The sequence below is a fragment of the Vibrio sp. 10N.247.311.49 genome (assembly GCF_041467655.1).
In the GTDB taxonomy this organism is placed as follows: domain Bacteria; phylum Pseudomonadota; class Gammaproteobacteria; order Enterobacterales; family Vibrionaceae; genus Vibrio; species Vibrio crassostreae_C.
In genome coordinates this window covers 46,972-69,482 of record NZ_JBFSVA010000001.1, presented here as the reverse complement: position 1 = coordinate 69,482, position 22,511 = coordinate 46,972, and the positions used below count along the sequence as shown (strand labels likewise).

General features: G+C 45.2%; 17 protein-coding genes. 5 read left to right on the top strand and 12 right to left on the bottom strand.

The annotated features are described in order from the left end of the window. Positions 1-134: 134 nt before the first annotated feature. From AB6E54_RS00325 to prmB, 9 genes are all read right to left on the bottom strand, one after another. Positions 135-1,247, bottom strand: a complete 1,113-nt coding sequence (locus tag AB6E54_RS00325) for an ABC transporter ATP-binding protein (protein ID WP_017066148.1) — start codon at positions 1,245-1,247, stop codon at positions 135-137. A 6-nt stretch (positions 1,248-1,253) separates the two neighbouring features. Then, the gene (locus AB6E54_RS00320; protein WP_009848502.1) at positions 1,254-2,111 is read right to left on the bottom strand and encodes a carbohydrate ABC transporter permease; all 858 of its coding nucleotides are present in this window, start codon (positions 2,109-2,111) and stop codon (positions 1,254-1,256) included. Next, complete coding sequence (locus AB6E54_RS00315; protein WP_017060634.1) at positions 2,108-3,046, bottom strand: carbohydrate ABC transporter permease; 939 nt, start codon at positions 3,044-3,046, stop codon at positions 2,108-2,110. Before AB6E54_RS00315 ends, AB6E54_RS00320 begins: the two co-directional genes overlap by 4 nt. A gap of 181 nt (positions 3,047-3,227) precedes the next feature. Then, positions 3,228-4,475, bottom strand: coding sequence for an ABC transporter substrate-binding protein (locus AB6E54_RS00310; RefSeq protein ID WP_372106540.1), 1,248 nt, complete (start codon positions 4,473-4,475; stop codon positions 3,228-3,230). A 111-nt stretch (positions 4,476-4,586) separates the two neighbouring features. Then, positions 4,587-6,032: an ATP-binding protein gene (locus tag AB6E54_RS00305; RefSeq protein ID WP_372106538.1), complete on the bottom strand. Its 1,446-nt coding sequence runs from the start codon at positions 6,030-6,032 to the stop codon at positions 4,587-4,589. A 45-nt stretch (positions 6,033-6,077) separates the two neighbouring features. Further along, positions 6,078-6,806 (bottom strand): response regulator, encoded by a 729-nt coding sequence (locus AB6E54_RS00300; RefSeq protein WP_017066145.1) that lies wholly within the window; start codon positions 6,804-6,806, stop codon positions 6,078-6,080. Between the two features lie 152 nt (positions 6,807-6,958). Beyond that, positions 6,959-8,416 (bottom strand): protein adenylyltransferase SelO, encoded by a 1,458-nt coding sequence (locus tag AB6E54_RS00295; protein ID WP_372106537.1) that lies wholly within the window; start codon positions 8,414-8,416, stop codon positions 6,959-6,961. A 535-nt stretch (positions 8,417-8,951) separates the two neighbouring features. Further along, positions 8,952-9,593, bottom strand: a complete 642-nt coding sequence (locus AB6E54_RS00290) for a LysE family translocator (RefSeq protein ID WP_372106535.1) — start codon at positions 9,591-9,593, stop codon at positions 8,952-8,954. Between the two features lie 253 nt (positions 9,594-9,846). Next, positions 9,847-10,779: a 50S ribosomal protein L3 N(5)-glutamine methyltransferase gene (prmB, locus tag AB6E54_RS00285; protein WP_017060640.1), complete on the bottom strand. Its 933-nt coding sequence runs from the start codon at positions 10,777-10,779 to the stop codon at positions 9,847-9,849. 62 nt (positions 10,780-10,841) lie between these two features. Here prmB and smrB point away from each other — a divergent pair, with 62 nt between their 5' ends. Continuing rightward, on the top strand, positions 10,842-11,372 hold the full coding sequence (gene smrB / locus AB6E54_RS00280; protein ID WP_017064096.1) for an endonuclease SmrB: 531 nt from the start codon (positions 10,842-10,844) through the stop codon (positions 11,370-11,372). Between the two features lie 111 nt (positions 11,373-11,483). Here smrB and sixA read toward each other — a convergent pair whose 3' ends face one another. After that, positions 11,484-11,948 (bottom strand): phosphohistidine phosphatase SixA, encoded by a 465-nt coding sequence (gene sixA, locus AB6E54_RS00275; protein ID WP_017064097.1) that lies wholly within the window; start codon positions 11,946-11,948, stop codon positions 11,484-11,486. Between the two features lie 305 nt (positions 11,949-12,253). Between sixA and AB6E54_RS00270 the strand changes: the two genes are divergently transcribed. Beyond that, positions 12,254-15,031, top strand: coding sequence for an insulinase family protein (locus AB6E54_RS00270; RefSeq protein ID WP_017064099.1), 2,778 nt, complete (start codon positions 12,254-12,256; stop codon positions 15,029-15,031). 303 nt (positions 15,032-15,334) lie between these two features. Here AB6E54_RS00270 and fadJ read toward each other — a convergent pair whose 3' ends face one another. Together fadJ and fadI are read right to left on the bottom strand one after the other, a co-directional pair. Then, entirely contained in the window at positions 15,335-17,551 is a 2,217-nt protein-coding gene (fadJ, locus tag AB6E54_RS00265) for a fatty acid oxidation complex subunit alpha FadJ (protein ID WP_102332825.1), read from the bottom strand. Continuing rightward, a complete protein-coding gene (gene fadI / locus AB6E54_RS00260; protein WP_017060645.1) occupies positions 17,551-18,858 on the bottom strand; it encodes an acetyl-CoA C-acyltransferase FadI in 1,308 nt (435 codons plus the stop codon). Before fadI ends, fadJ begins: the two co-directional genes overlap by 1 nt. Positions 18,859-19,410: 552 nt before the next feature. Here fadI and AB6E54_RS00255 point away from each other — a divergent pair. The 3 genes from AB6E54_RS00255 (at position 19,411) to AB6E54_RS00245 (ending at position 22,231) form a co-directional block, all read left to right on the top strand. Beyond that, positions 19,411-19,959: a sigma-70 family RNA polymerase sigma factor gene (locus AB6E54_RS00255; RefSeq protein ID WP_017060646.1), complete on the top strand. Its 549-nt coding sequence runs from the start codon at positions 19,411-19,413 to the stop codon at positions 19,957-19,959. Further along, complete coding sequence (locus AB6E54_RS00250; RefSeq protein ID WP_017060647.1) at positions 19,952-20,680, top strand: DUF3379 domain-containing protein; 729 nt, start codon at positions 19,952-19,954, stop codon at positions 20,678-20,680. Before AB6E54_RS00255 ends, AB6E54_RS00250 begins: the two co-directional genes overlap by 8 nt. A gap of 297 nt (positions 20,681-20,977) precedes the next feature. Continuing rightward, the gene (locus tag AB6E54_RS00245; protein ID WP_372106533.1) at positions 20,978-22,231 is read left to right on the top strand and encodes an outer membrane protein transport protein; all 1,254 of its coding nucleotides are present in this window, start codon (positions 20,978-20,980) and stop codon (positions 22,229-22,231) included. Positions 22,232-22,511 lie beyond the last annotated feature (280 nt).

The window sequence follows — 22,511 nt, the reverse complement described above, 5'->3', positions numbered from 1 at the left end:
GTTTATCCCTCTGTTTTCGTGAGGAAATAAAACAGGCTAAAACAACAAAAAAGACAGCATCACGTTACTTATTAGTAATTAGTGATACTGCCTTTGCTTAAGCTTAGACTCTCATTGAGCTACTGTCTCAAAAACTAAAAATCAATTCTCGCTTCAGTCTGAGCATCAAAGAATACCGCCTTTGATAAGTCAAAATGCAGCGGCGCCATTTGCCCAACTGACACTTCAAATTCTGGCGACAAGCGACATGCCACTTCTTGGTCGTTCACTTTCACCATCGCAATCGTATCTGGCCCTGTTGGTTCTAGCACTTCTAACTGCAAGTCTAGCTTGGTCGTTGCCGACACATCTTCACTTTCCTGCTCGGTAATATGTTCAGGGCGCAGGCCAATCACCACTTCTTTGCCATCTTGCTCACGCATGCTTTGTGGTAATCGAATGTGGTGCTCTTGCTCAGCTGTACCCGTTACTTTGATGATCGGATTCTGCTCATCATCCAAATCCACCATGGTCTTAATGAAGTTCATTGATGGTGAACCCATAAAGCCCGCAACAAACATATTGTTTGGCTTGGTGTAGATCTCTTGCGGCGTACCGAGTTGCTGCAGTTCACCATCTTTCATCACCGCAATACGGTCAGCCAAGGTCATCGCCTCGATTTGGTCATGGGTCACGTAGACAATGGTGGTGTTCAGCTTTTGGTGCAGACGTTTGATCTGGTGTCGCATCTCGACACGTAGCTTGGCATCCAAGTTAGAAAGCGGCTCATCGAACAGATACAGCTTAGGACGACGCGCCAAAGCGCGCCCCATAGCGACACGTTGACGCTGACCACCAGATAGCTGCGATGGTTTACGATCAAGCAGTTGTTCGATTTGTAGCATTTCAGCGACGCGATTCACTTCTGCGTCGATTTCGTCTTGTGGCATCTTGCGGATCTTCAAGCCGAAGGCGATATTGCCGCGTACCGTCATGTTTGGGTAAAGTGCGTACGACTGGAATACCATCGCGATGTCGCGGTCTTTAGGTTCAACCTGGGCCACGTCAACACCATCAATCACGATTTCACCCGAACTAATATTTTCTAGCCCAGCAATGGTGTTCATTAGGGTGGATTTTCCACACCCCGAAGGGCCGACAAGTATCAAGAACTCCCCCGAATCGATACTGATGTCGATGCCCTTTAACGTTTCATTGTCCGCGTTGCGATAGGTTTTACGGATCTGTTTTAAATCTAATGTTGCCATGGGTAATTATCCTTTTACTGATCCTGCCGTTAGGCCACGAACAAAATATTTTCCTGCGAAGACATACACCAACAGCGTTGGCAGCGCGGCGATGATCGCGGCAGCCATATCAACGTTGTATTCTTTAACGCCCGTGCTGGTGTTGACTAAGTTATTTAATGCTACGGTGATTGGCTGAGTCTCTGAGCCGGAATACACCACCCCGAACAAGAAATCGTTCCAGATTGCGGTGAACTGCCAGATCACCGTCACCATGATGATAGGCGTAGAGATCGGTAATAAGATCTTGAAGAAAATGGTAAAGAAGCCTGCACCATCCAGTTTTGCTGCTTTGATCAATTCATCCGGAATCGAGATGTAGAAGTTACGGAAAAACAGAGTTGTAAACGCCATGCCGTAGATAACGTGCACAATCACCAAGCCGATGGTTGTGTTCGCTAGCCCCATCTTGCCGAGCATGGTTGCCATTGGTAGTAGCACCACTTGGAACGGAATGAAGCAACCAAACAACAGTAAGCTGAAGAACAGATTCGAGCCTCGGAATTGCCATTTCGTCACTACATAACCATTGAATGCACCGAGCAATGTTGAAATCGCAACCGCAGGAATCACCATTTGGAACGAGTTCCAGAAGTAGCCTTTGATGCCTTCACATTTCACGCCCGTACAGGCGGTGTCCCACGCTTTATACCAAGCATCAAACACCCACTCTTTCGGTAAGCTCATCAAGTTACCTGCCTTGATGTCTGGCAGAGTTTTGAATGAGGTCAGCGCCATGACAAACAATGGCATTAGATACACCAAGCAGAAGAAAAGCAGTGCTGAATAAATAAAGATTCGAGCAAAATTGATGTTATTCATCATGACTTTTTCTCCCTAAGTTCAGAGTAAAGATAAGGCACGAGAATCGCTAAGATACCAGCAAGCATCATCATGGCACTGGCAGCACCAAGGCCGATTTGTCCACGCGTAAATGAGTGTGCGTACATGAATAGCGCAGGAAGATCCGATGAATAACCTGGGCCACCCGCTGTCATCGCGGTCACAAGGTCGAAACTCTTAATCGCAATGTGTGAGGTGATGATCACCGCGCTGAAAACCACAGGGCGCAAGCAAGGTAGAATGATTTTCAGATAAATAGTGGGTAAGCTCGCCCCATCAATTTGAGCGGCTTTGATGATTGAAGAATCAATGCCACGAAGGCCGGCTAAGAACATCGCCATCACGAAGCCTGACGACTGCCAAAGTGCTGCGATAACCAAGGTATAGACCGACATTTCAGAGTCGACTAACCAATCGAATTTGAAGTCGGTAAAGCCCCAATCTTGCATCAGTTTTTCAATGCCAAGACCCGGATTGAGAATCCATTTCCAAGCGGTACCCGTCACGATGAATGACAAGGCCATTGGGTATAAATAAATGGTACGAATCGCGCCTTCTTGACGGATGTTCTGGTCAAGCAATACCGCCAAACCCACACCCAACAAGATAGCAATCGCCATGAACAGAAAACCAAACACACCGAGGTTGGTGATTGAGGTGATCCAGCGATCGTTGTCCATCAGCTTTTCATATTGAGCTAAACCAACAAAGTTGAAGCTCGGTAAAAATCGAGAATTCGTAAACGACAGCGCCGCCGTCCAGAATATATAGCCGTAGATACACACCACGGTCACTAACGCGGTCGGCGCCAGTACAATCTTGGGTAACCAATGTTGCAACCTGTCAGCAAAGCTAGGCTTGGGCGCAGGCTGGCTCCTTGTGGGTTTTGGAGTCGACTCAGTCAAAACATGCTCCATAACTTATCCTTGTTGCACAATCGAGCCAATGGCTTACCTTTCGGCACCACATCAGCATCACGCATATCAGAATTGGGAGTGAAGAGTAGATAGGCTCCCTACGAGCCTACCCACCCTGGGGGTTTGGTAAAGCAACACAACCCGTCACTCACGTGCGTTGTGTGTCGCTTATCAAGTTATATTAGATAGCCGCTTTCACAGCTTTCGCTAACTTAGCCGCCGCTTGTTTTGGATCGGCATCTTTTTCGTTGAAGAAGTTGGTTACCACGTCGTAAATCGCGCCTTGAGCGTAGCTTGTTGTCGCTAGGCCGTGAGCCATACTCGGAACAAGATCGCCAGATTTCGCACTCGCTTTGAAGGTTGCCATTGAATCCAACGCACATTGGTCGAACTTAGACATGTCCATATCTAGACGTACAGGGATAGAACCCTTGTTAAGGTTGAAGACTTCTTGGAAATCTTTGGTAAGAATGGTTTTCGCTAGGTCTTGCTGCGCTTTTTGGTTCTCTTTGTCACTCAGCTCAAAGAACGCAAAGCTATCGATGTTGAAAGTGAATTGGCCATCAGTGCCCGGTGCTGGTGCACAGATGTAATCTTTACCCGGTACTTTGCCTGCCGCAGTAAATTCACCTTTCGCCCAGTCACCCATGATCTGCATTGCCGCTTCGCCATTGATAACCATCGAAGTTGCTACGTTCCAATCACGACCCGGAGAGTTGCTGTCGATGTAATCACGCATCTTTTTGAACTTGGTGAACACTCCCACCATTTTGTCGCCAGATAACACGTCCATATCCAGATCAACGAACGCTTTGTTGTAATCTTCACTGCCTAGTACATCAAGTGCTACAGCTTCGAATACCGTAGCGTCTTGCCAAGGTTGACCACCGTGAGCCAGTGGAATGAAGCCAGCCGCTTTAATCTTGTCTGCGGCAACAAAGAACTCATCTAACGTAGTTGGAACCGTCACTCCTGATTTTTCTAAAACAACAGGGTTAGCCCAAAGCCAGTTAACACGGTGAACGTTGACAGGAACTGCGACATATTCGCCATCCCACTTCATCACTTTAGTGACCACTTCTGGCAGTAGCTCATCCCATTTTTCTTGTTTCGCAGTTGCATCGAGAGACGTTAGAAAACCTAAACCACCCCACTCTTGAATATCATGACCTTTAATCTGCGCCGCAGATGGAGGATTGCCCGACACTGCTCGAGTTTTCAAAACAGTCATCGCACTTTCACCGCCGCCACCAGCAACAGCGAAATCTTTCCAAGTATGGCCTTGTTCTTCAATCATCTCTTTCAGTACAGCTGCGGATTTCGCTTCGCCACCGGCAGTCCACCAGTGAAGCACTTCCACTTCACCAGCTTGAGAAAATGTTGAGGCAGCAAGAAGAGATAGAGTAAGTAGGGTTTTATTGATTTTCATTATTATCTTCCATGTTTTAGCGGACTCGACGTCCGGTTCATTAAAGAGTCTACTTATTCTGACTGGTAAGATTGAAACAAAAGGTAAGCCCAATGTAACAAGATTGTTACACTACACTTCTAAGCCTGTTGGGATATAGACTTTGACTTCCAAGCCACCTTGAGAGGAGTTGCGAATAATGAGATCTCCACCGTGTCCGTGCAGGATATTTCGGCAGATCCCGAGGCCAAGTCCGTGTCCTTGATCATCCGTTGCTAGCCTAAAATAGGGTTCAAAAACCATCTCTAACTTGTCTTCAGGAATGCCATTCCCACGGTCTTGAATAGTCACGACAACCCAAAGCTCATCACCACTAACTTCCACGACAGCTGATGAACCATACTTAACCGCGTTGTCAATTAAGTTGGTCAGTACACGCTTAATCGCCAGTGGTTTCGCGACCAGTGGCTCAATGACGACCGGCTCAAACTCAACTTTTGTCTGATACTGGTTATGAGATTCAATAACAGAAAGTACCATTTCGTTGAGGTCAATAATGGCATTATTCTCGTGTAGATCGGTGTCTCTTACCGCTTGCAAAGCACCTTTGACCATCATCTCGAGCTCATCGAGATCTTTATTGAATTTGTCTTTCTTTACTTCACTCTCCAACAACTCTGCACGCAATCTTAGACGTGTTATTGGTGTCTTTAAGTCATGGGAGATCGCAGAAAAAAGGTGCTCTCGGTCGGCAACATAGCGACGAATCCGTTGCTGCATGCGATTAAAGGCTCGGGTTGCGGTGACCAGTTCAGTCGCCCCTTCTTCGTTTAGCGGAGGCTGCTGAATATCCATACTCATCTCATTGGCCGCCCTTGCTAACTTTTTCAGAGGACGCACTTGGCGACGAATCATCAAGTAAGTTAGAACCAGCAGAATAAGCGTTGAAGAAACTAAGAAGATCACCTGCTCTCTGCCAAGAATCGTATCGTCGAGTTTCACATATGGAGCAGGCAACAGTGCCGCAATGTATACCCATTCGTGACTGGTCAATTCGATTTGTACAACCAGAATGGGTGGATTCAGCGGTTCTAACGTTAAAGTATGATGTGCCCAAGATCGCGGGAGATCGCTTAAGTAGATGTCGTTTTTAAGCAAGCGAAGGTGTTCAGGTCGAGAAAAATCTACCCGCACTGACGCCACTTTATTGAGTTTGCTACTCAAAACACTTTCTATCGCTTCAATCGAGGCTGTTTTTAAACGGGTATCGGGGATCGGTTCGACAATCAAAGCCTCTTTATTGAAAGAAACGAAGAAGCGCGTACCGCCCATATTCCGTATTTGATCCAGCACGATATGACGATATTTAACGGGTAGAGATTGGAAAAAAGTCACCGTTGAAGCAAACATGTTCGCCATGCTCGACGAGGCAGAACGAATTCCTTCCAGCTCTTTGTGTTTTGATTCGCTATACCATATAGACGTTGCGATGCCTTGAGCTATTACCACGGCTAACAAGGTCAGTAACAATGTTCTGGCAACCAAAGAGTTTGGCTTTAACCGACTCAACCCGTTCATAGGAAATACTTCATTGCCGAGGTGCTCATTAACATCACTTGATTATCAGTGTTCATACTGAACAGGCACAGCGAGGATATAGCCATTACCGCGCATGGTTTTGATGTAGTGAGGATACTTGCCACTGTCGCCCAATCGGCTTCTCAGACGACTAAGCTGCACATCAATGCCTCGCTCAAAAGGCAACGCTTCACGGCCTCTGGTCGCGAATGAGATAGTGTCACGGTCGAGAACTTCGTTAGGGCGAGTTAAGAACAACATCAACAGAGAAAAATCACTGCCCGACAAATCCATCTCTTCCGAGTTTTCATTGTGGGAAATTCGATGCGCTAACGTATCAAGCGTCCAATCACCAAAAACAATCTGTTTTGGCAATGCATCACTTGTCTTGTCATCCACCACTTGAACGCGGCGCAACAACGCTTTGATACGCGCCATTAACTGACGAGGGCTAAACGGCTTGGCAATGTAATCATCAGCACCAATTTCTAAGCCGATAATTTGGTCGGTTTCATCCGATACGGCAGTCAGCATGATGATAGGCACATTCGATTGCTTACGGACGCGTTGACACAAGGTAAAACCATCGTCACCAGGAAGCATCACGTCTAGAAGTATCAGGTCAGGATAACCTTGGCTTTGGAGATGAGTTTCTAGTTCAACACCATCTCCAACCGAAGAGACATCGAAACCCGATTTTGTAAGGTACTCTTCCAGCAACTCGCGGATTTCTTGATCATCATCCACCACGAGAATTCGAGTATTTGTTGGCATCGCCCAAACCTATAAAATTTACAACTTATTCACATAGTGTATAGGCAGGTCGAGTATTTGATTATTGATATGTTTGTAAAATTAGAAGAACAAACAGATAGAGATCACAACTAAGCGACCGCTATCTGTTGGTTTTATACTGATAAGCCGATTTAAGACGAGCAGCTAATCTCCATACCTTTGCCCCACTCAGGAGGTAGAGCCGCAAGGTATTCATAATCCGGGTGTTCCGCATAAGGGTCTGCCAGTACCACCATCAAAGCGTCAATATCGCTGCTATCACCGCGCTCTGCTTTGTCTATCGCTAGCTGAGCTAGGTAGTTTCTGAGGATGTATTTCGGGTTTACCTGTCTCATATTTTCGCAGCGCTCGACCACTGAGCTATCTTCCAATTCGCAGCGTTGTAAGTAGTTATCTACCCACAGTTTTGCTGCCTCTCGATCAATTATCAGATCAATCACTTCTTGTGGCGACAAGGTGTCTAGGTTCGATAGCGTTCTAAAGAACCTTGGGTAGTCGACTTTGTTTTGCGACATCAGCTCGAACATAGATTCAAACAAACGACTGTCGCCTTCTTGTTTCGAAAGTAGCCCCAACTTACGACGCATCATCTGACTAAAGTAACCGTTCATTTGCGGTTCGTACTGCTCTAAAGCCGCCTCTAAGTCGGCCTTATCCACCAGCGGAGAAAGTGAGTGAGCCAGTGCCGACAGGTTCCAAAGCCCTATTCTTGGCTGCTGGTTAAAAGCATAACGACCTTGGTAATCCGAGTGATTACAGATCAATCTTGGGTCATATTCATCAAGAAACGCGAACGGACCATAATCGAAAGTTTGCCCGATGATCGACATGTTATCGGTGTTCATCACGCCATGAGCAAAACCATTCGCTTGCCACAACGCAATCATCTTCGCGGTACGGTCAACAATCTGATTAAACATAGCAGCGTAGGGTTTCTCTTCATCGAGACACTCAGGGAAGTGCCATTCAATGACTTTATCGGCCAGCAACTTATGCTCAGCCAACTGATTGGTATAAAACAGATGCTCAAAGTGACCGAAACGGATGTGTGATTCGGCAGCACGCACCAACAATGCGCCCCACTCTTGCTTCTCTCGATATACCGGTGTGTCGCTGGTCATCATAGCCAACGCGCGAGTGGTTGGGATATTGAGCCCTGCCATCGCTTCGCTACATAAGTACTCACGAACGGTTGATCGAATAACAGCGCGTCCATCGCCCATACGTGAATAGGGCGTTTTACCGGCACCTTTAAGGTGTAAATCGAACGTTTCGCCACTTTTCGCGACAATTTGAGCTAATAACAGCCCTCTTCCATCACCTAAATCCGGGTTATAAGAACCAAACTGGTGGCCTGCGTATTTCATTGCTACAGGCGAAAACTGCTCAGGTTCAACATTGCCAGATAACGTTTCAAGCAATTCCTCGGAAGCATCATCAAATGACAAAAAACCGAGTTCATCCGCAAGCTTATGATTCCATGCGAGCCATTGGACATTGCTGAGCGGTGTAGGTTGAATTGGGGTATAGAACAGTCGAGGTAATGCAGTAAATCGATTGTTAAATGAAATAGAATCCCAGACAGACATGAGAGATACACTGTAGATAAAAGATAACTTAAGATTATCACAGTTTCGTAACAACTTCAGAAGTGCGATGGCGCTTGTTTATAGAGGTAAGGTGATAAACCATTCCACAAGAAGAAAGTGGTGACTAGGAGTAAATTACTGGGGGATGCTTGCTAGAAGAAGATGACTAAGAAAAAGTTAAGTGGCTAGCCTGATGAGAAAAGCCACATTTATAAGAGAAAGAGTTCTGACTTTGAAGACTTTTTAACAAGTGATTTCATAATAAAAACTAAAACTATAGAGCCATGAAGCTGACTACATTAGAGCAAGAATACCCACTAGAGAAAGGGTAGAGAAAATCCAAGTACGACTGATTACGCCAAAGTTACTGTGTTGAATCATTTCTTGATGCTGCATATGTCTCTCCTTGAGAACGTGATGGTGTAACTACAATATATCGGCTTTTCGCCAAAAGCAGCAAGCACATTAATATTAACCTTTTATGACAGCATCAAGAATATTCTGTAACCATTCACCTCTCTGATAAAACAGAAAGTTATGCTCGACTGGTCGTCGAAAGCAGTGCGCCAGCCCCAATAAAGACACCTCCAGTGACACGATTAAAGACCTTGGCTCGACCTTTCGCAAACAACCAATTTGACGACTTCGCCCCCAAGTAGGCATACACCAATAACCAAGACAATTCCATCACTGCGAAGGTAAAAGCAAACACGGTAAACTGTGGTAATAGCGCAATTGAGGGATCAATAAACTGTGGGAAAAGTGCAGTAAAAAACAAGATAGCTTTGGGGTTACTCGCGCCAACAATAAAGCCACTTAAGTAATGCTGCGCAGCGCTTTCTTTGACAGATTGAGCACCGCCTTGTTGATCCGATAACTTGTCATAATCTTGTTGGCTAGAGCGCAGAGACTTCCAACCGAGGAAGATCAGATAAGCTGCACCAGTCCATTTTATGACATTAAATACCACTTCAGACGAAGCAATAATTACCCCTAGCCCGGTAAACGATAAAGTTAAAATACCAGTAATCGCAATTAAGCTCCCCAAGGCAGTAAATATCGATAATTTAAAGCCAGATTGCACACCTTTGGTCATGCACAATAAAGAACTTGGGCCTGGTGATGCCGTTAAAATTAGCACCGCTAATAAATAATAAATCCATGTATCAAAGCTCATCGTGAATCCTCCTTAACTCACTAAAACGACTAAATATTAAACACCAATATGTAATAAGCCCTCATATTAATCAACTAAATATTGCGCTTAACGTCTTCGATATAAATGCAAACATCTTTAATCTAGGCAATAAAAAACGCCATGCATTGCTGCATGGCGTTTAAATAAAAACGTTTCAAATCGAACGTCTTACTAGATGTCAGGTTCTAAGCTTACAGCCCTAAGATAGGGGCACTAACCTAATAATTGAAACCTAGTCTTTGTAGATAGAGAACTCATCAGCGCAAGCAACAAGCTGCTCACGAGTGATCATGAATACGCCATGACCACCGTTAGAGAATTCAATCCAAGTGAATGGAATCTCTGGGTACTGATCCATCATATGAACCATTGAGTTACCAACTTCACAGATAAGAATACCGTCGTCAGTTAGGTAGTCTGGTGCATTAGCTAAGATGCGACGAACCAATTTCAGACCGTCTGTACCCGCTGCTAGGCCAAGTTCTGGCTCGTGAGTAAACTCATCTGGCAGGCTGTTCATATCTTCTTCGTCCACGTAAGGTGGGTTAGATACGATCAGGTTGTATTTCTCTTTTGGCAAATCACGGAAAAGATCTGAACGGATTGGGAACACTTGCTGCTCCATGCCGTGATCTTGAACGTTCTGCTCTGCAACTTGCAATGCGTCAGTAGAGATATCAATCGCATCTACTTCAGCGTCTGGGAATGCGTGAGCACAAGCAATAGCGATACAACCACTACCCGTACACATATCCATGATGCGAGTTGGCTCTTCAGTTAACCAAGGTTGGAATTGAGCTTCGATCAGCTCACCAATTGGAGAACGAGGCACAAGAACGCGCTCATCAACGAAGAACTCAAGACCACAGAACCAAGCTTTGTTGGTTAGGTAAGCCGTTGGTGTACGATCATTAATACGCTTGATTACGCGCTCAACAATACGTAGACGTTCGCTGCTCGTTAGACGAGAGTTCATCACATGCGAAGGAACATCAATCGGCAGATAAAGAGTAGGTAAGATAAGTTGTACTGCCTCATCCCACGCGTTATCAGTGCCGTGACCATAAAATAGGCCCGCTGCGTTAAAGCGGCTAACAGTCCAACGAATCACATCTTGAAGCGTGTGTAGTTCTGATACCGCTTCTTCTACAAAAATCTTATCCAAAATTGTCTCCGAAAAGCGCTACAATACTGCTAATTACGTTTCTAATTAGAATTCATAACCTGATGAGCAAAAAAGACACCGACTTCGATGACGATTTCGCCCTGTTCAACGATGCAGTAAAGGGCGTTAAAAAGTTGCAACAGGATACCATAGTCCAGCAGCCAAAAAGAAATGCCAAGCAAAAAGAAATTACTCGAACGGCAAGACAAGCCAGTGATAGCGAGTTTTATTTCTCGGATGAGTTCATTCCGCATCTTAGCGAAGACGGTCCGACGCGTTATGCGCGTGATGATGTCTCTAAATATGAGGTCAAGCGCCTCCGTCGTGGTGTCTACGTGCCTGACGTGTATCTCGATATGCATGGTATGACTCAACAAGAAGCCAAACGTGAGCTTGGCGCGATGATTGCGCACTGCGTGAAAGAGAGCGTGGCGTGTGCTTGCGTTCAACACGGTATCGGTAAACACATCCTTAAACAGAAGGTGCCTTTGTGGTTAGCACAGCACCCAGACGTGATGGCTTTCCACCAAGCGCCGTTAGAGTTTGGCGGCAATGGCGCGCTGTTAGTCTTGCTTTCGGTTCCTGAGAAGTAATTCTGGTTAACAAACTCTCTCTCACCAAAAAACAACAAAGGGCATCCCAATCATATTGAGATGCCCTTTCTAATTGTCTGCAACTTTGTCATCAAACAGAGCTCAACGAGCTTATGGATTGATGTTCCAAAGCAACTCACCTTTTTGTGTCTCAAGGTTGAAGTCGATACACGCTAGGCCCGAAGTGGGAAACATAGGCGGCGCCATGCCTGTTGCAAACTCTGCAGTTAGGTAGCCCACTAGAGGTAAATGAGAAACAAATAAAATGGTCTCTAGTTTTTCTACTTCAGCCATTGCTAAGGTCAAATCAAACACATCGTCGGACATTCCATAAGGCGTAATATCATCACAGGTTTCTACTTTCTTTCCAGAAAACGCCTGAGAGATCTCTAACCACGTTTCTTGTGCCCTTAAATATGGGCTCACCAGCACTTTATCGAATTGACTAATCCCCTGCTCATTTGCAGCTTGTGCCACGGCAAGAGAAGCCATTTTCCCGCGCTTGGTCAACGCTCTTTCTGCATCCGAGTTGGCAAAATGTTCTGCTTCACCGTGGCGCATAATGAATATTTTCATGTTCAATCCTGTCTTCGTAACATGTCGAAAGTCGATATATCCCATATATCAGCGAAACGCTACTTAGGTTTGGCTCTCAATCCAGAGAAACCGCAGTCAATATAAATAATTATATCAAGTCACTTGCCAAAGAGTTCGACTTTCTTAACAATCTTGTTAAAAGAAAATAAATTACTGATAAAAATCGATAAAAGTGATTTAGAAATCGCCAAAAAGCACTTCATATCCCAAAATATGATCACAAGGTTTGCACGCCGAATCATCGGGTACATAATTTAAAAACCACCTTCTCTGGAGATGCTCCTGTGCACTTAAGCCCAAATGATGAACATCAATACCGCTACATAACCTTAAATAACGGGTTACGTGTACTGTTAGTTCAGGATCAAAATGCTCAAAAAGCAGCAGCCGCATTAGCCGTCAATGTGGGGCATTTTGATGACCCTACAGACCGAGAGGGTTTAGCTCACTACTTAGAGCATATGCTATTTTTGGGAACTGAAAAGTATCCAAAGGTCGGAGAGTTCCAAAGTTTTATCAGCCAGCATGGCGGTAGCAACAACGCTTGGACAGGAACCGAGCACACCTGCTTCTTTTTTGATGTTGAATTGAATGCCTTTGAAACCGCACTCGATCGCTTCAGCCAATTTTTCACTGCTCCCCTGTTCAACGAAGAAGCATTAGATAAAGAACGCCAAGCCGTTGACTCCGAATACAAGATGAAACTCAACGACGACTCACGACGCTTGTACCAAGTTACCAAAGAACTGGTGAATCACAATCACCCATTCTCGAAGTTTTCTGTCGGTAATATCGATACGTTGGGCGACAGAAACGGCGAGACGATTCGACAAGAGATTTTAGCTTTCCACCAGCAACAATACTCTGCTGACTTAATGACCCTGACACTGTCTGGCAATCAGTCATTAGATGAGATGCAAAGCTGGGTTGAGGATCGCTTTAGCTCGATCACCAATCACAACCTACAAGGCAAAAAGGTTGAAGTTCCGATTGTTGGCGAGTTGAGCACAGGCGTACAAGTGCGTGTTGAGCCAATTAAAGAAGTACGCAAACTGATCTTAACCTTCCCGATGCCAAGCATGGACGAACACTACGGCGTTAAGCCTTTGTCGTTCTTTGCCCACCTTTTAGGTTACGAAGGTGAAGGCAGTTTGATGATGCAACTCAAAGAGAAAGGCTGGATAACATCTCTCTCTGCAGGTGGTGGCGCGAGTGGCAGTAACTACCGTGATTTCACAGTCAGTTGCTCATTGACCATAGAAGGTTTAACCAAAACCGATAACATCATCCAAGCGATATTTCAGTACATCAAGTTAGTCGAACAACAAGGCATAGAAGAGTGGCGCTACCTAGAAAAACGCGCCGTTTTAGAGTCTGCTTTCCGCTTTCAAGAGCCAGCAAGACCGCTTGATGTCGTCAGCCACCTCGTCATCAACATGCAGCACTACCAAGAGCAAGATGTGGTGTATGGCGATTACAAAATGTCGCATTTCGATGACGAATTACAGCGTTCTTTGCTGCCTTACTTAACCGTAGACAACATGCGAGCGACCATTGTTGCTCAGGGATTCGAGTATGACAGGGAAGCGAAGTGGTACTTTACTCCCTACTCGGTCACACCTTTTAGCGCTGAACAAGTTCAATGCTTTACGTGCATTAACCCCGGTTGGCAGTTTGAACTCCCAAGCAAAAACCCGTTTATTTGCTACGATCTAGACCCGACTGAACTCGAAGGTGACGCTAAGTTCCCACAACTGTTAGAAGAGCTCGATGGCTTTAAGCTATGGCATCTGCAAGACCATCAATTCCGGGTGCCAAAAGGTGTGGTGTATGTTGCTATCGATAGCCCGCACTCAGTTGCTAGCCCAAGAAATATCGTTAAAACACGCTTGTGCGTAGAGATGTTCTTAGACTCACTCGAAAAAGATACGTATCAGGCTGAAATCGCCGGAATGGGCTACAACATGTACACCCATCAGGGCGGTGTAACGCTCACTCTGTCCGGGTTTAGCGAGAAACAGCCACAACTGCTCAATATGATTCTTGAACGTTTCCAAGCACGCGACTTTAGTCCAACACGCTTCGAAACCATCAAGCATCAATTGCTCAGAAACTGGAACAACGCGTCGCAAGATCGCCCTATTTCGCAGTTGTTTAATGCAATGACTGGGATACTTCAACCAAATAACCCGCCTTATTCCGTGTTAATTGAAGCCCTAGAAACGATAGAGGTCGATGAGCTCTCCTCTTTTGTTCAAGCAATCTTGGCGGAACTTCATGTTGAGATGTTTGTGTATGGCGACTGGAAAAAAGCCGATGCACACAAGATGGCTGAAACGCTAAAAGATGCACTGCGTGTTCAAGATCAGGCTTACGAAGAATCACTGCGTCCGCTCATCATGCTCGGTGAAAACGGCAGCTTCCAACGTGAAGTGGTGTGTAACCAAGATGATTCAGCAATTGTGGTTTATTACCAATGCCCTGATATTTCACCTAAAAATATCGCGCTGTATTCATTGGCAAACCATTTGATGTCGGCCACTTTCTTCCATGAGATACGAACCAAGCAGCAGCTAGGTTACATGGTCGGTACTGGCAATATGCCGCTCAACCGACACCCTGGTATTGTGTTGTATGTGCAATCACCGAATGCCGCCCCTGCTGACTTGTTAGCTTCAATAGATGAGTTCCTCAATGCCTTTTACATGGTGCTGTTGGAGCTTAACGACTATCAATGGCACAGCAGTAAGCGCGGTCTCTGGAATCAGATTTCGACACCAGATACGACTTTGCGAGGGCGAGCTCAGCGCTTATGGGTTGCGATAGGCAATAAGGATGTTGAGTTCAACCAGAGAGAGCGCGTATTGGAAGACCTTAAGGGGTTAACTCGCTCAGACATGATGCGTTTTGTGGTTAGCCAGCTAAAACCACGCACGGCAAATCGCCTGATTATGCATGCTCACGGTAATGCTCATAATGAGGAAGAGAAGCTGTCAGCAGGTGTTGAAATTGGCTCTATTGATGAGTTTCAGTTACGCCCGAAAGATACTGAGCTAGGCTGATAAAGCTGGAATGAAAATCATAAGGTTGATGTGAAAGCATCAACCTTTTTTATTGGATGCAGCCCAAAAGCAGATCTCCTATTACGCTCCTTCGTCGCTTTAGGAGATGACGGTAGTTTTGATTGACGTGTGTTTGACCACCTTTCTAATCAACGCAATAACTTACTTTTTATCTCTCAATCATCATTCCCGAGAAGGAGGAACGACTGAGTCGGGAATCTCATTCCTTTCACACTCGTTCATAAAACAGAAAAGCCCGCATCAATTGCTTGATACTGGCTTCTTAATCAATGAGTTAGAGAGTTACTTGTAGAAAGACTCACCCAATCCAGCACGTGTCAGTAGGCCATCACATGGCGCGAAACGATCACCGTACTTCTTAGCGAAATCGTTCATCATCTCAACCAGTGACTTAATGCCGATTTGATCCATATAACGGAACGGACCACCTAGGAATGGCGGGAAACCGATACCGAAAATCGCACCGATATCACCATCACGAGGGCTGCGGATAATGCCGTCGTCTAGACAACGAACCGCTTCGTTTAGCATAGGTAACACACAGCGCATCGCGATATCGTTATCGCTCAACTTAGGATCTGGTTGCAGCTTAAGCAGCTTGTAAACTGACTTATCCACTTCCTTCTTCTTGCCTTTGTAAGTGTAGAAACCTTTACCACTCTTGCGGCCTTTACGATTGTCATTCAAAAGAATATCGAACACATCAGGACCTTGGAAACGATCGCCAAGCTCATTCACTAAAATCGGAATGATCTTCGCACCGATATCAACACCCACCTCATCTAATAAAGTGATAGGACCAACCGGGAAACCGAAGTCCAATAACGTGCTGTCGAGCTTTTCAATCGGCTCGTTCGCTAGCAGTAAATGCGCTGCTTCGTTCATGTACGGAGCAAGAATACGGTTCACATAAAAACCAGCCGTGTCTTTCACAACAATCGGCGTTTTACCTTGCTTCTTCGCTAATGCAACAACCGTAGAAATCGTCTCTTCTGACGTAGTTTCATGAGGGATAACTTCTACTAGCGGCATTTTTTCGGCTGGGCTGAAGTAGTGAAGACCGACCACGTTTTCTGGTCGCTGCGCCTTCTCCGCAATCTTATGGATCGGCAATGAAGACGTATTCGTCGCGAAAATAGTCTCTGGCTTGGCATTGGCTTCGATGTCCGCAACCATTGACTGCTTAAGGTCGAGGTCTTCAAATACCGCTTCAATCACCACATCGGTGTGATTAAAGCTCGTAAAGTCGATACCACCAGACAGTTGAAGCATCTTACTTTCAAGGCCCGCTCGGCTCAGAATGCGACGCTTACGCTGCTTATCGAACAACTTGAAGTTGTAGTTAAGCGCGTTCAGTACACCTTCATTTGATACGTCTTTAATGCGTACAGGCACTTTCGCCTTAGCAACACTGACATGGCTGATGCCTGCGCCCATAAGACCACCGCCTAGCACACCAACACGCTTAACCGCTTTGGGTTCTGCGTCTGCGCCGTGTTCTTTTTTCATTTCCGTGGTTGCAAAGAAAATCGAACGAAGGGCTTTAGATTCTGAAGTCATTACCAGTTCAGAGAAACGCTTCGCTTCATACTGAAGACCTTTGTCAAAGCCGTTCTCAAGGCCATAACGAATCACGTCTAGAATCGCATCCGCTGCTGGGTAATTGCCGCGTGTTTTCTGATTAGTCTTCTTAGAAGCTTGTTCAAAAATCACTTTACGACCAAGGCCGTTACGTGAAATCAGCTTTTCTTTGGTCGACGCTTGGCTTTTCGACGCAAGGCGCTTACCTTTTTTACTGCCCGTATTCTTTTCAACAAAGCTTTTAGCGACTTCAAGCAGGATAGTTTCAGGCACACAAGCATCCACAACACCGAGCGATTTCGCTTTCTTAGCGCGCAGTTGCTTACCCGTAAGGATTAGGTCAAGAGATGGCAGCAAACCAATAAGGCGAGGTAGACGCTGTGTACCGCCAGAGCCTGGTAACAGACCTAACTGTACTTCTGGCAGACCAACGCGAGTCTTATCTGAATCGGTACATACACGGTAATCACACGCCAGTGCAAGCTCTAAACCACCACCTAAACATGGGCCGTGAATCGCTGCGACTACTGGGTACGGTAGTTCAGAAAGCGTTTGGAACATCTCCTGCCCTTGGCGAGCCAGAGACTGTGCTTCGTCAGCCGTTTTACACGCATCAAGCATTCTTACATCAGCACCAGCGATAAAGTTATCTGGCTTAAGAGAATGAACGATTAGGCCCTTAACTCGGCTTTGCTTTTCTTTGAGTTGCTCGAAGATGGCTTTCATTTCTTCAGCAAAAGCCGCTTGCAGCGTGTTCATTTTCTCGTTTGGTACATCAATCGCTAACCAAGCAATATCTTGCTCATCGATATTGAGAGTAAATGCTGTCGCTTTCTTTTTGGTTGATTCAGTCGCAGAGGTTGAATCTGGTTGAGCGACTGTTTCTTTTTCTGTTGTTGCATCAAGAGTCGTAGACATTATTCTACCTCCAAGATCATTGCTGCACCTAAACCACCAGCCGCACACGCTGTGTTCAATGCCAAGCCGCCACCGCGACGTTTCAGTTCACGTAATGTTTGAGTCATCATGCGCGCGCCAGTCGCTGCAAACGGATGTCCGTAAGCAATCGAGCTACCCAGCACGTTGAACTTCTCCATATCAATCTCACCGATCGCTTTGTCGCGGCCAAGATTCTTCTGTGCAAACTCATCGCTCGCGAACATTTTAACGTTAGCCAAAACTTGGGCAGCGAATGCTTCATGCATCTCGATCAGTGTAAGGTCTGACAACTCTAAACCGGTGTTCTTTAATACTTGTGAGGTCGCGTAAGTCGGGCCCATCAACATATCTGTTTCAACACCAATCGCTGAGAACGCATAACCACGAATATAACCAAGCACTTCTAAGCCTAGTTCTTTCGCTTTACCTTCGCGCATCAACATCACTGCTGCACCGCCATCAGTCAGTGGCGTAGCATTGGCTGCCGTTACACTGCCGTACTTTCTATCAAAAGCAGGACGTAGCTTGGCGTATCCTTCAACCGTTGAGTCGTGGCGAATGTTGTTGTCTTCCGCTAGATACTTTTTGTAAGGTGCCGGGAATGCCGTCATCACTTCGTCTTTAATCTTGCCTTCTTTCCATGCCTGAGAAGCCAAAGAGTGAGAACGGTGAGCAAGTGCATCTTGAGCTTCGCGAGTAATACCATGCGTCTTAGCCATTTGCTCAGCCGTTTGTCCCATGGATAAACCGGTCGAGTATTCAGCAACTGCAGGTGGTACTGGCATCAAATCTTTTACGGAAAGTGTTTTAAGAATTTTCAGCTTTTGACCCATAGTTTTCGTTTTACTCAGCGCTAATAGATTTGCCGCTAACTTTTTCGAAACACCGATAGGCAATACAGAAGAAGAGTCCGCACCGCCCGCAATACCGATATCAATCGTGCCAGCCATAATGCTTTCGGTCACGTTAACTGCCGCTTGGAAGCTGGTCGCACATGCTCGTGTGACACTGTAGGCATCGGTATTGATGTTCATGCCTGTGCCCAACACGATTTCACGCGCAATGTTCGGCGCTTCTGGCATTTGCACTACTTGGCCGAACACAACTTGTTCGATAAGCGCAGGATCGACATCCGTTCTTGCAAGCATTTCGCTCACAACCATTTTGCCTAGGTCAACCGCAGGCACTTGGCTAAATTCTGTGCTCTGACGAGCAAATGGGGTTCGTAATCCAGCGACAACGGCAACACGTTCTCCAGAACGCGTTTTGACTTCCTGTTTGCCCATGGTTTCTCCTTAAAGTTAAGAGGTCTGACCTGAAGCATTGTAAAGAAGTTGTTAATTAAATCAAACGAGCGTTTAAATAAACGTGATACGAGTATCTCACTGTTTGAAAATATAACTGCGCATTCAGGCGAACCTTTTTGGGGGAAATGTTGTCGTAAGAGACTAAACTATTGTAAGCAAAGACTGTTATCGCTGTGTAGGGAATGGTTTTCTTGAGGCAAAAAAAAACCACACAAAGCTGTGTGGTCGGAATGTATATAAAGCAATTAACTTAGCGCCAATTGAAATAATCAGTTTCCTGATTAGGAGAAAGTAAAGTCAGCCTTCAAAAGGAAGTGTCGTCTTGCTCAACATGCTAGCCACGAATGACTAACTAGACGACAAGGTGTACTATAACGGGTTCGAGGCCTTAGATTTTGAAGTAGATCAATTTTAATGTGATTTTACGATTTCCTGCCGATCGTTAGCTCTAAAAATATAAAAACGAAGCACAACGTATAGAGGACAGCTATACGCAGAGCAATTATGGAGGCTCGTGTGTCAATAATAAAAATGTTTGGAAAGAAAACAGCCAAGCGTCCGGTCAACTCTGATATGGACAAACAAAGAAAATACGAAGCACTTGTGCGCGCCTATCATCGTGACCTCTTTCGCTACGCCTATTGGTTATGCAAAGACAAAAGCATTGCCGAAGACTTAGTTCAAGAAACTTGCCTTCGTGCATGGAAGTCACTCGATAGCCTTCAAGATGAAAAAGCCGCCAAATCTTGGCTGATTACCATCTTGAGACGCGAGAACGCTCGACGTTTTGAACGCAAACAGTTTGATCTGGTTGATATCGACGATCACGGTAACGATGCTAGTGTCAGTGATGACCCGCACCATCAGCATCAGTGGTTGCAAGCCCAGATCATGAAACTTGAAATTGATTACCGTGAACCTCTCTTCTTGCAAGTGATTGGTGGTTTTAGTGGTGATGAGATTGCCGATATTCTCGATCTCAACAAAAACACGGTGATGACACGTTTATTCAGAGCTCGAAATCAGTTGAAAGAGCTGTTGGATACAGAAGAGGCAGAGAGGGGGCAACATAATGGATGATTTGGAATTTCGTCGTCGTGTATTGTCGGAACCTAAACAACGTACACAAGATATTGTTGATGCGACCGCGAATAGCGAAGCCAATAGTAACTTCTTAGACGATGTACTAGCGCTTGATAAACAGATCCACTCTGCGATGAATGTGGATGTGCCAGACGATCTTGCTGATCGTATTCTGTTCAATCAGACCTCAAGCGAAGAAAGCAAAGTAGTAAGGCCAACGTTTGCGAGACGAGCAATGGCAATGGCCGCCTCAGTAGCATTCGTTGCAGGTTTATTAGTTGGCCAAGTGAATTGGGGAAATGCATTCGTTTCACCTGCGCAAGCTAGTTTAGTTGATACAGCGATGAAGCATGTTGTTGATGAGAAGAGCTTTGTTAGTAGCATCGATGAACAGGTTACATCGCAGCAGATCAACGCAAAAATGAACCCATTTGCTTTTCAGTTTGATGACGCTTTCCCTTACCATGTTTATTACCTAAACCACTGTGGCTTTGGTAAATCCAACGCAGTACATATGGTCTTCCAAGGCGCAAAAGGCAAAGTAACACTGTTTTTAACCGGTATTCCAACAGACAAACCTATCGATTTTGATGAAAAAGGCATGTCCGGCTCGGTAACACCCGTAGATGGCAGCAGCTTAATCCTTGTGGGTGAAAATGGTGAGGATGTTTCCAAAATCGCCGAAAAGCTGACAAAAATGATCAAACCAATGAGCTGATTCGCTCTTAAAGCCCCGTCACAAAAGGCCCAGCAATTATATTACTGATATTGCTGGGCTTTATTTATAAATAGACCACAAAACCATTCACACCACCAATACCTCTAGAGTTAAAACTCTAAAAAACAGCATTTCACACCATTTTCGTGCCAGATAGGCGTCATTTCCATAATTTTCCACTCAAAATTCCCAATGGTCGGATTTGTATATCGTATACTTGCGAATAGGATCAGCCACCATTGAGCAATTGCTCAAATTAATCGCCCTGTAGAGGCGGATATATAAAGGAATAAATGAATGACTACCAACAACACGCGTCTGTTTAAAAAGTCTCTTTTAGCAGTAACAATCACACTGGCGTCTTCGCAAGCGATGGCAGCAGGTTTCCAACTCAACGCACAATCAGCAACCGGTCTTGGCCGTGCTTTCGCTGGTGACGCAGTAATCGCAGATAACGCTTCAGTAATGGCTCGTAACCCTGCAGCAATGGCACTGTTTGACAAAACTGAGCTCTCTCTTGGTTTTGAAACAATCACTACAGACATTAAAGTATCTGATGCAACTTACACTTCAGCAATGAACCCAGTAGGTACTCCAACATCATCAAACTACGATGACGCTGGCGGCACATCAGTTGCACCTAACATCCACCTTATCGTTCCTGTAAACGAAAAGTTTGCTTGGGGTGTAAACGCATACTCTAATTTCGGTACATCTACAGACTTTGGTAACGATTTTGCTGCTTCAGAGTTTGGTGGCGAAACCGATATCATAAGCCTTAACTTCGGTCTTGCTGGCTCATACCGCTTGAATGATCAATGGAGCTTTGGTGCTGGTCTTGATCTAATTTATGGTAAAGGTACGCTAAAACGTACAACAAGCACTTCAGTTACTCCTGGTGGTAATTCACCTCTTGATGGTCGAAGCCTTGTTGATATCGATGGTGCAGACGGTTGGGGTGTAGGCTTCAATGTCGGTACAGTTTACGAACTGGACGAAAACAACCGCTTTGGTTTATCTTACCGTTACAGCCCTGAGATCACAGCTGAAGATGATAAAGGACAAGAGATCACTCTTCCTCTACCAGATATGGCCGAATTCTCTGGTTTCCACAAACTTAAAGATACTAAGTTTGCCGTACACTACTCTCTACAGTGGGTTGGTTGGAAAGCATTTGACAAGATCGATTTTGGCGGTTCAGCAAATGCACTACCTGACGCTCCGTACGAGTGGAAAAACGCTGGTCACATCTCAGTTGGTACGACTTACTACTTGAATAACGATTGGGATCTACGTGCTGGTTACATGTATGACATCGCAGCTCAAGATGATCTGAAATCAGTGTCTGTTCCAGATTCTGACCGTCAATGGTTCTCTGCTGGTTTTACATACCATATCGACACTGCGTCTAACGTTGATTTCGGCTTTACTTACTTACTAGGTGAAGACGTTAAAAACGTAAACGAGAGCTCTCCTCTTGGTACATCAATCTCTGCGACAACACGCGCTGATGCAATCCTACTAGGTCTACAGTACAGCCGTAGCTTCTAATATAATCAAAGTTAACAATCCCAAAGGGTCGCATTATGCGACCCTTTTTTATTGCCTAAACTACTGACCAACATCAATTTAAGCTTACAGCTGTAGCCTGCAGGGGCAAAATATGCCTACAAGTGTACGCTCAAACTTCGCAACACAGCCGAAACATTTAGATGATTTCTCTAATTCTTAAACACATTTACTCATTTAATCCCTAAAACACTGTTTTATTCGAATTTCATTTTTAAAGTAATAACTCTAAACGTAGAATCACGACACTAAATACTTATGA

Coding starts and splice junctions, on each gene's coding strand:
- AB6E54_RS00250 (WP_017060647.1), top strand. CDS start 19,952: ATGGATGATTTGGAATTTCGTCGTCGTGTATTGTCGGAACCTAAACAA.
- fadI (WP_017060645.1), bottom strand. CDS start 18,858: ATGGGCAAACAGGAAGTCAAAACGCGTTCTGGAGAACGTGTTGCCGTT.
- AB6E54_RS00295 (WP_372106537.1), bottom strand. CDS start 8,416: ATGTCTGTCTGGGATTCTATTTCATTTAACAATCGATTTACTGCATTA.
- AB6E54_RS00310 (WP_372106540.1), bottom strand. CDS start 4,475: ATGAAAATCAATAAAACCCTACTTACTCTATCTCTTCTTGCTGCCTCA.
- AB6E54_RS00300 (WP_017066145.1), bottom strand. CDS start 6,806: ATGCCAACAAATACTCGAATTCTCGTGGTGGATGATGATCAAGAAATC.
- AB6E54_RS00320 (WP_009848502.1), bottom strand. CDS start 2,111: ATGATGAATAACATCAATTTTGCTCGAATCTTTATTTATTCAGCACTG.
- sixA (WP_017064097.1), bottom strand. CDS start 11,948: ATGAAAATATTCATTATGCGCCACGGTGAAGCAGAACATTTTGCCAAC.
- AB6E54_RS00305 (WP_372106538.1), bottom strand. CDS start 6,032: ATGAACGGGTTGAGTCGGTTAAAGCCAAACTCTTTGGTTGCCAGAACA.
- AB6E54_RS00245 (WP_372106533.1), top strand. CDS start 20,978: ATGACTACCAACAACACGCGTCTGTTTAAAAAGTCTCTTTTAGCAGTA.
- AB6E54_RS00255 (WP_017060646.1), top strand. CDS start 19,411: ATGTTTGGAAAGAAAACAGCCAAGCGTCCGGTCAACTCTGATATGGAC.
- fadJ (WP_102332825.1), bottom strand. CDS start 17,551: ATGTCTACGACTCTTGATGCAACAACAGAAAAAGAAACAGTCGCTCAA.
- AB6E54_RS00325 (WP_017066148.1), bottom strand. CDS start 1,247: ATGGCAACATTAGATTTAAAACAGATCCGTAAAACCTATCGCAACGCG.
- AB6E54_RS00290 (WP_372106535.1), bottom strand. CDS start 9,593: ATGAGCTTTGATACATGGATTTATTATTTATTAGCGGTGCTAATTTTA.
- AB6E54_RS00315 (WP_017060634.1), bottom strand. CDS start 3,046: ATGGAGCATGTTTTGACTGAGTCGACTCCAAAACCCACAAGGAGCCAG.
- smrB (WP_017064096.1), top strand. CDS start 10,842: ATGAGCAAAAAAGACACCGACTTCGATGACGATTTCGCCCTGTTCAAC.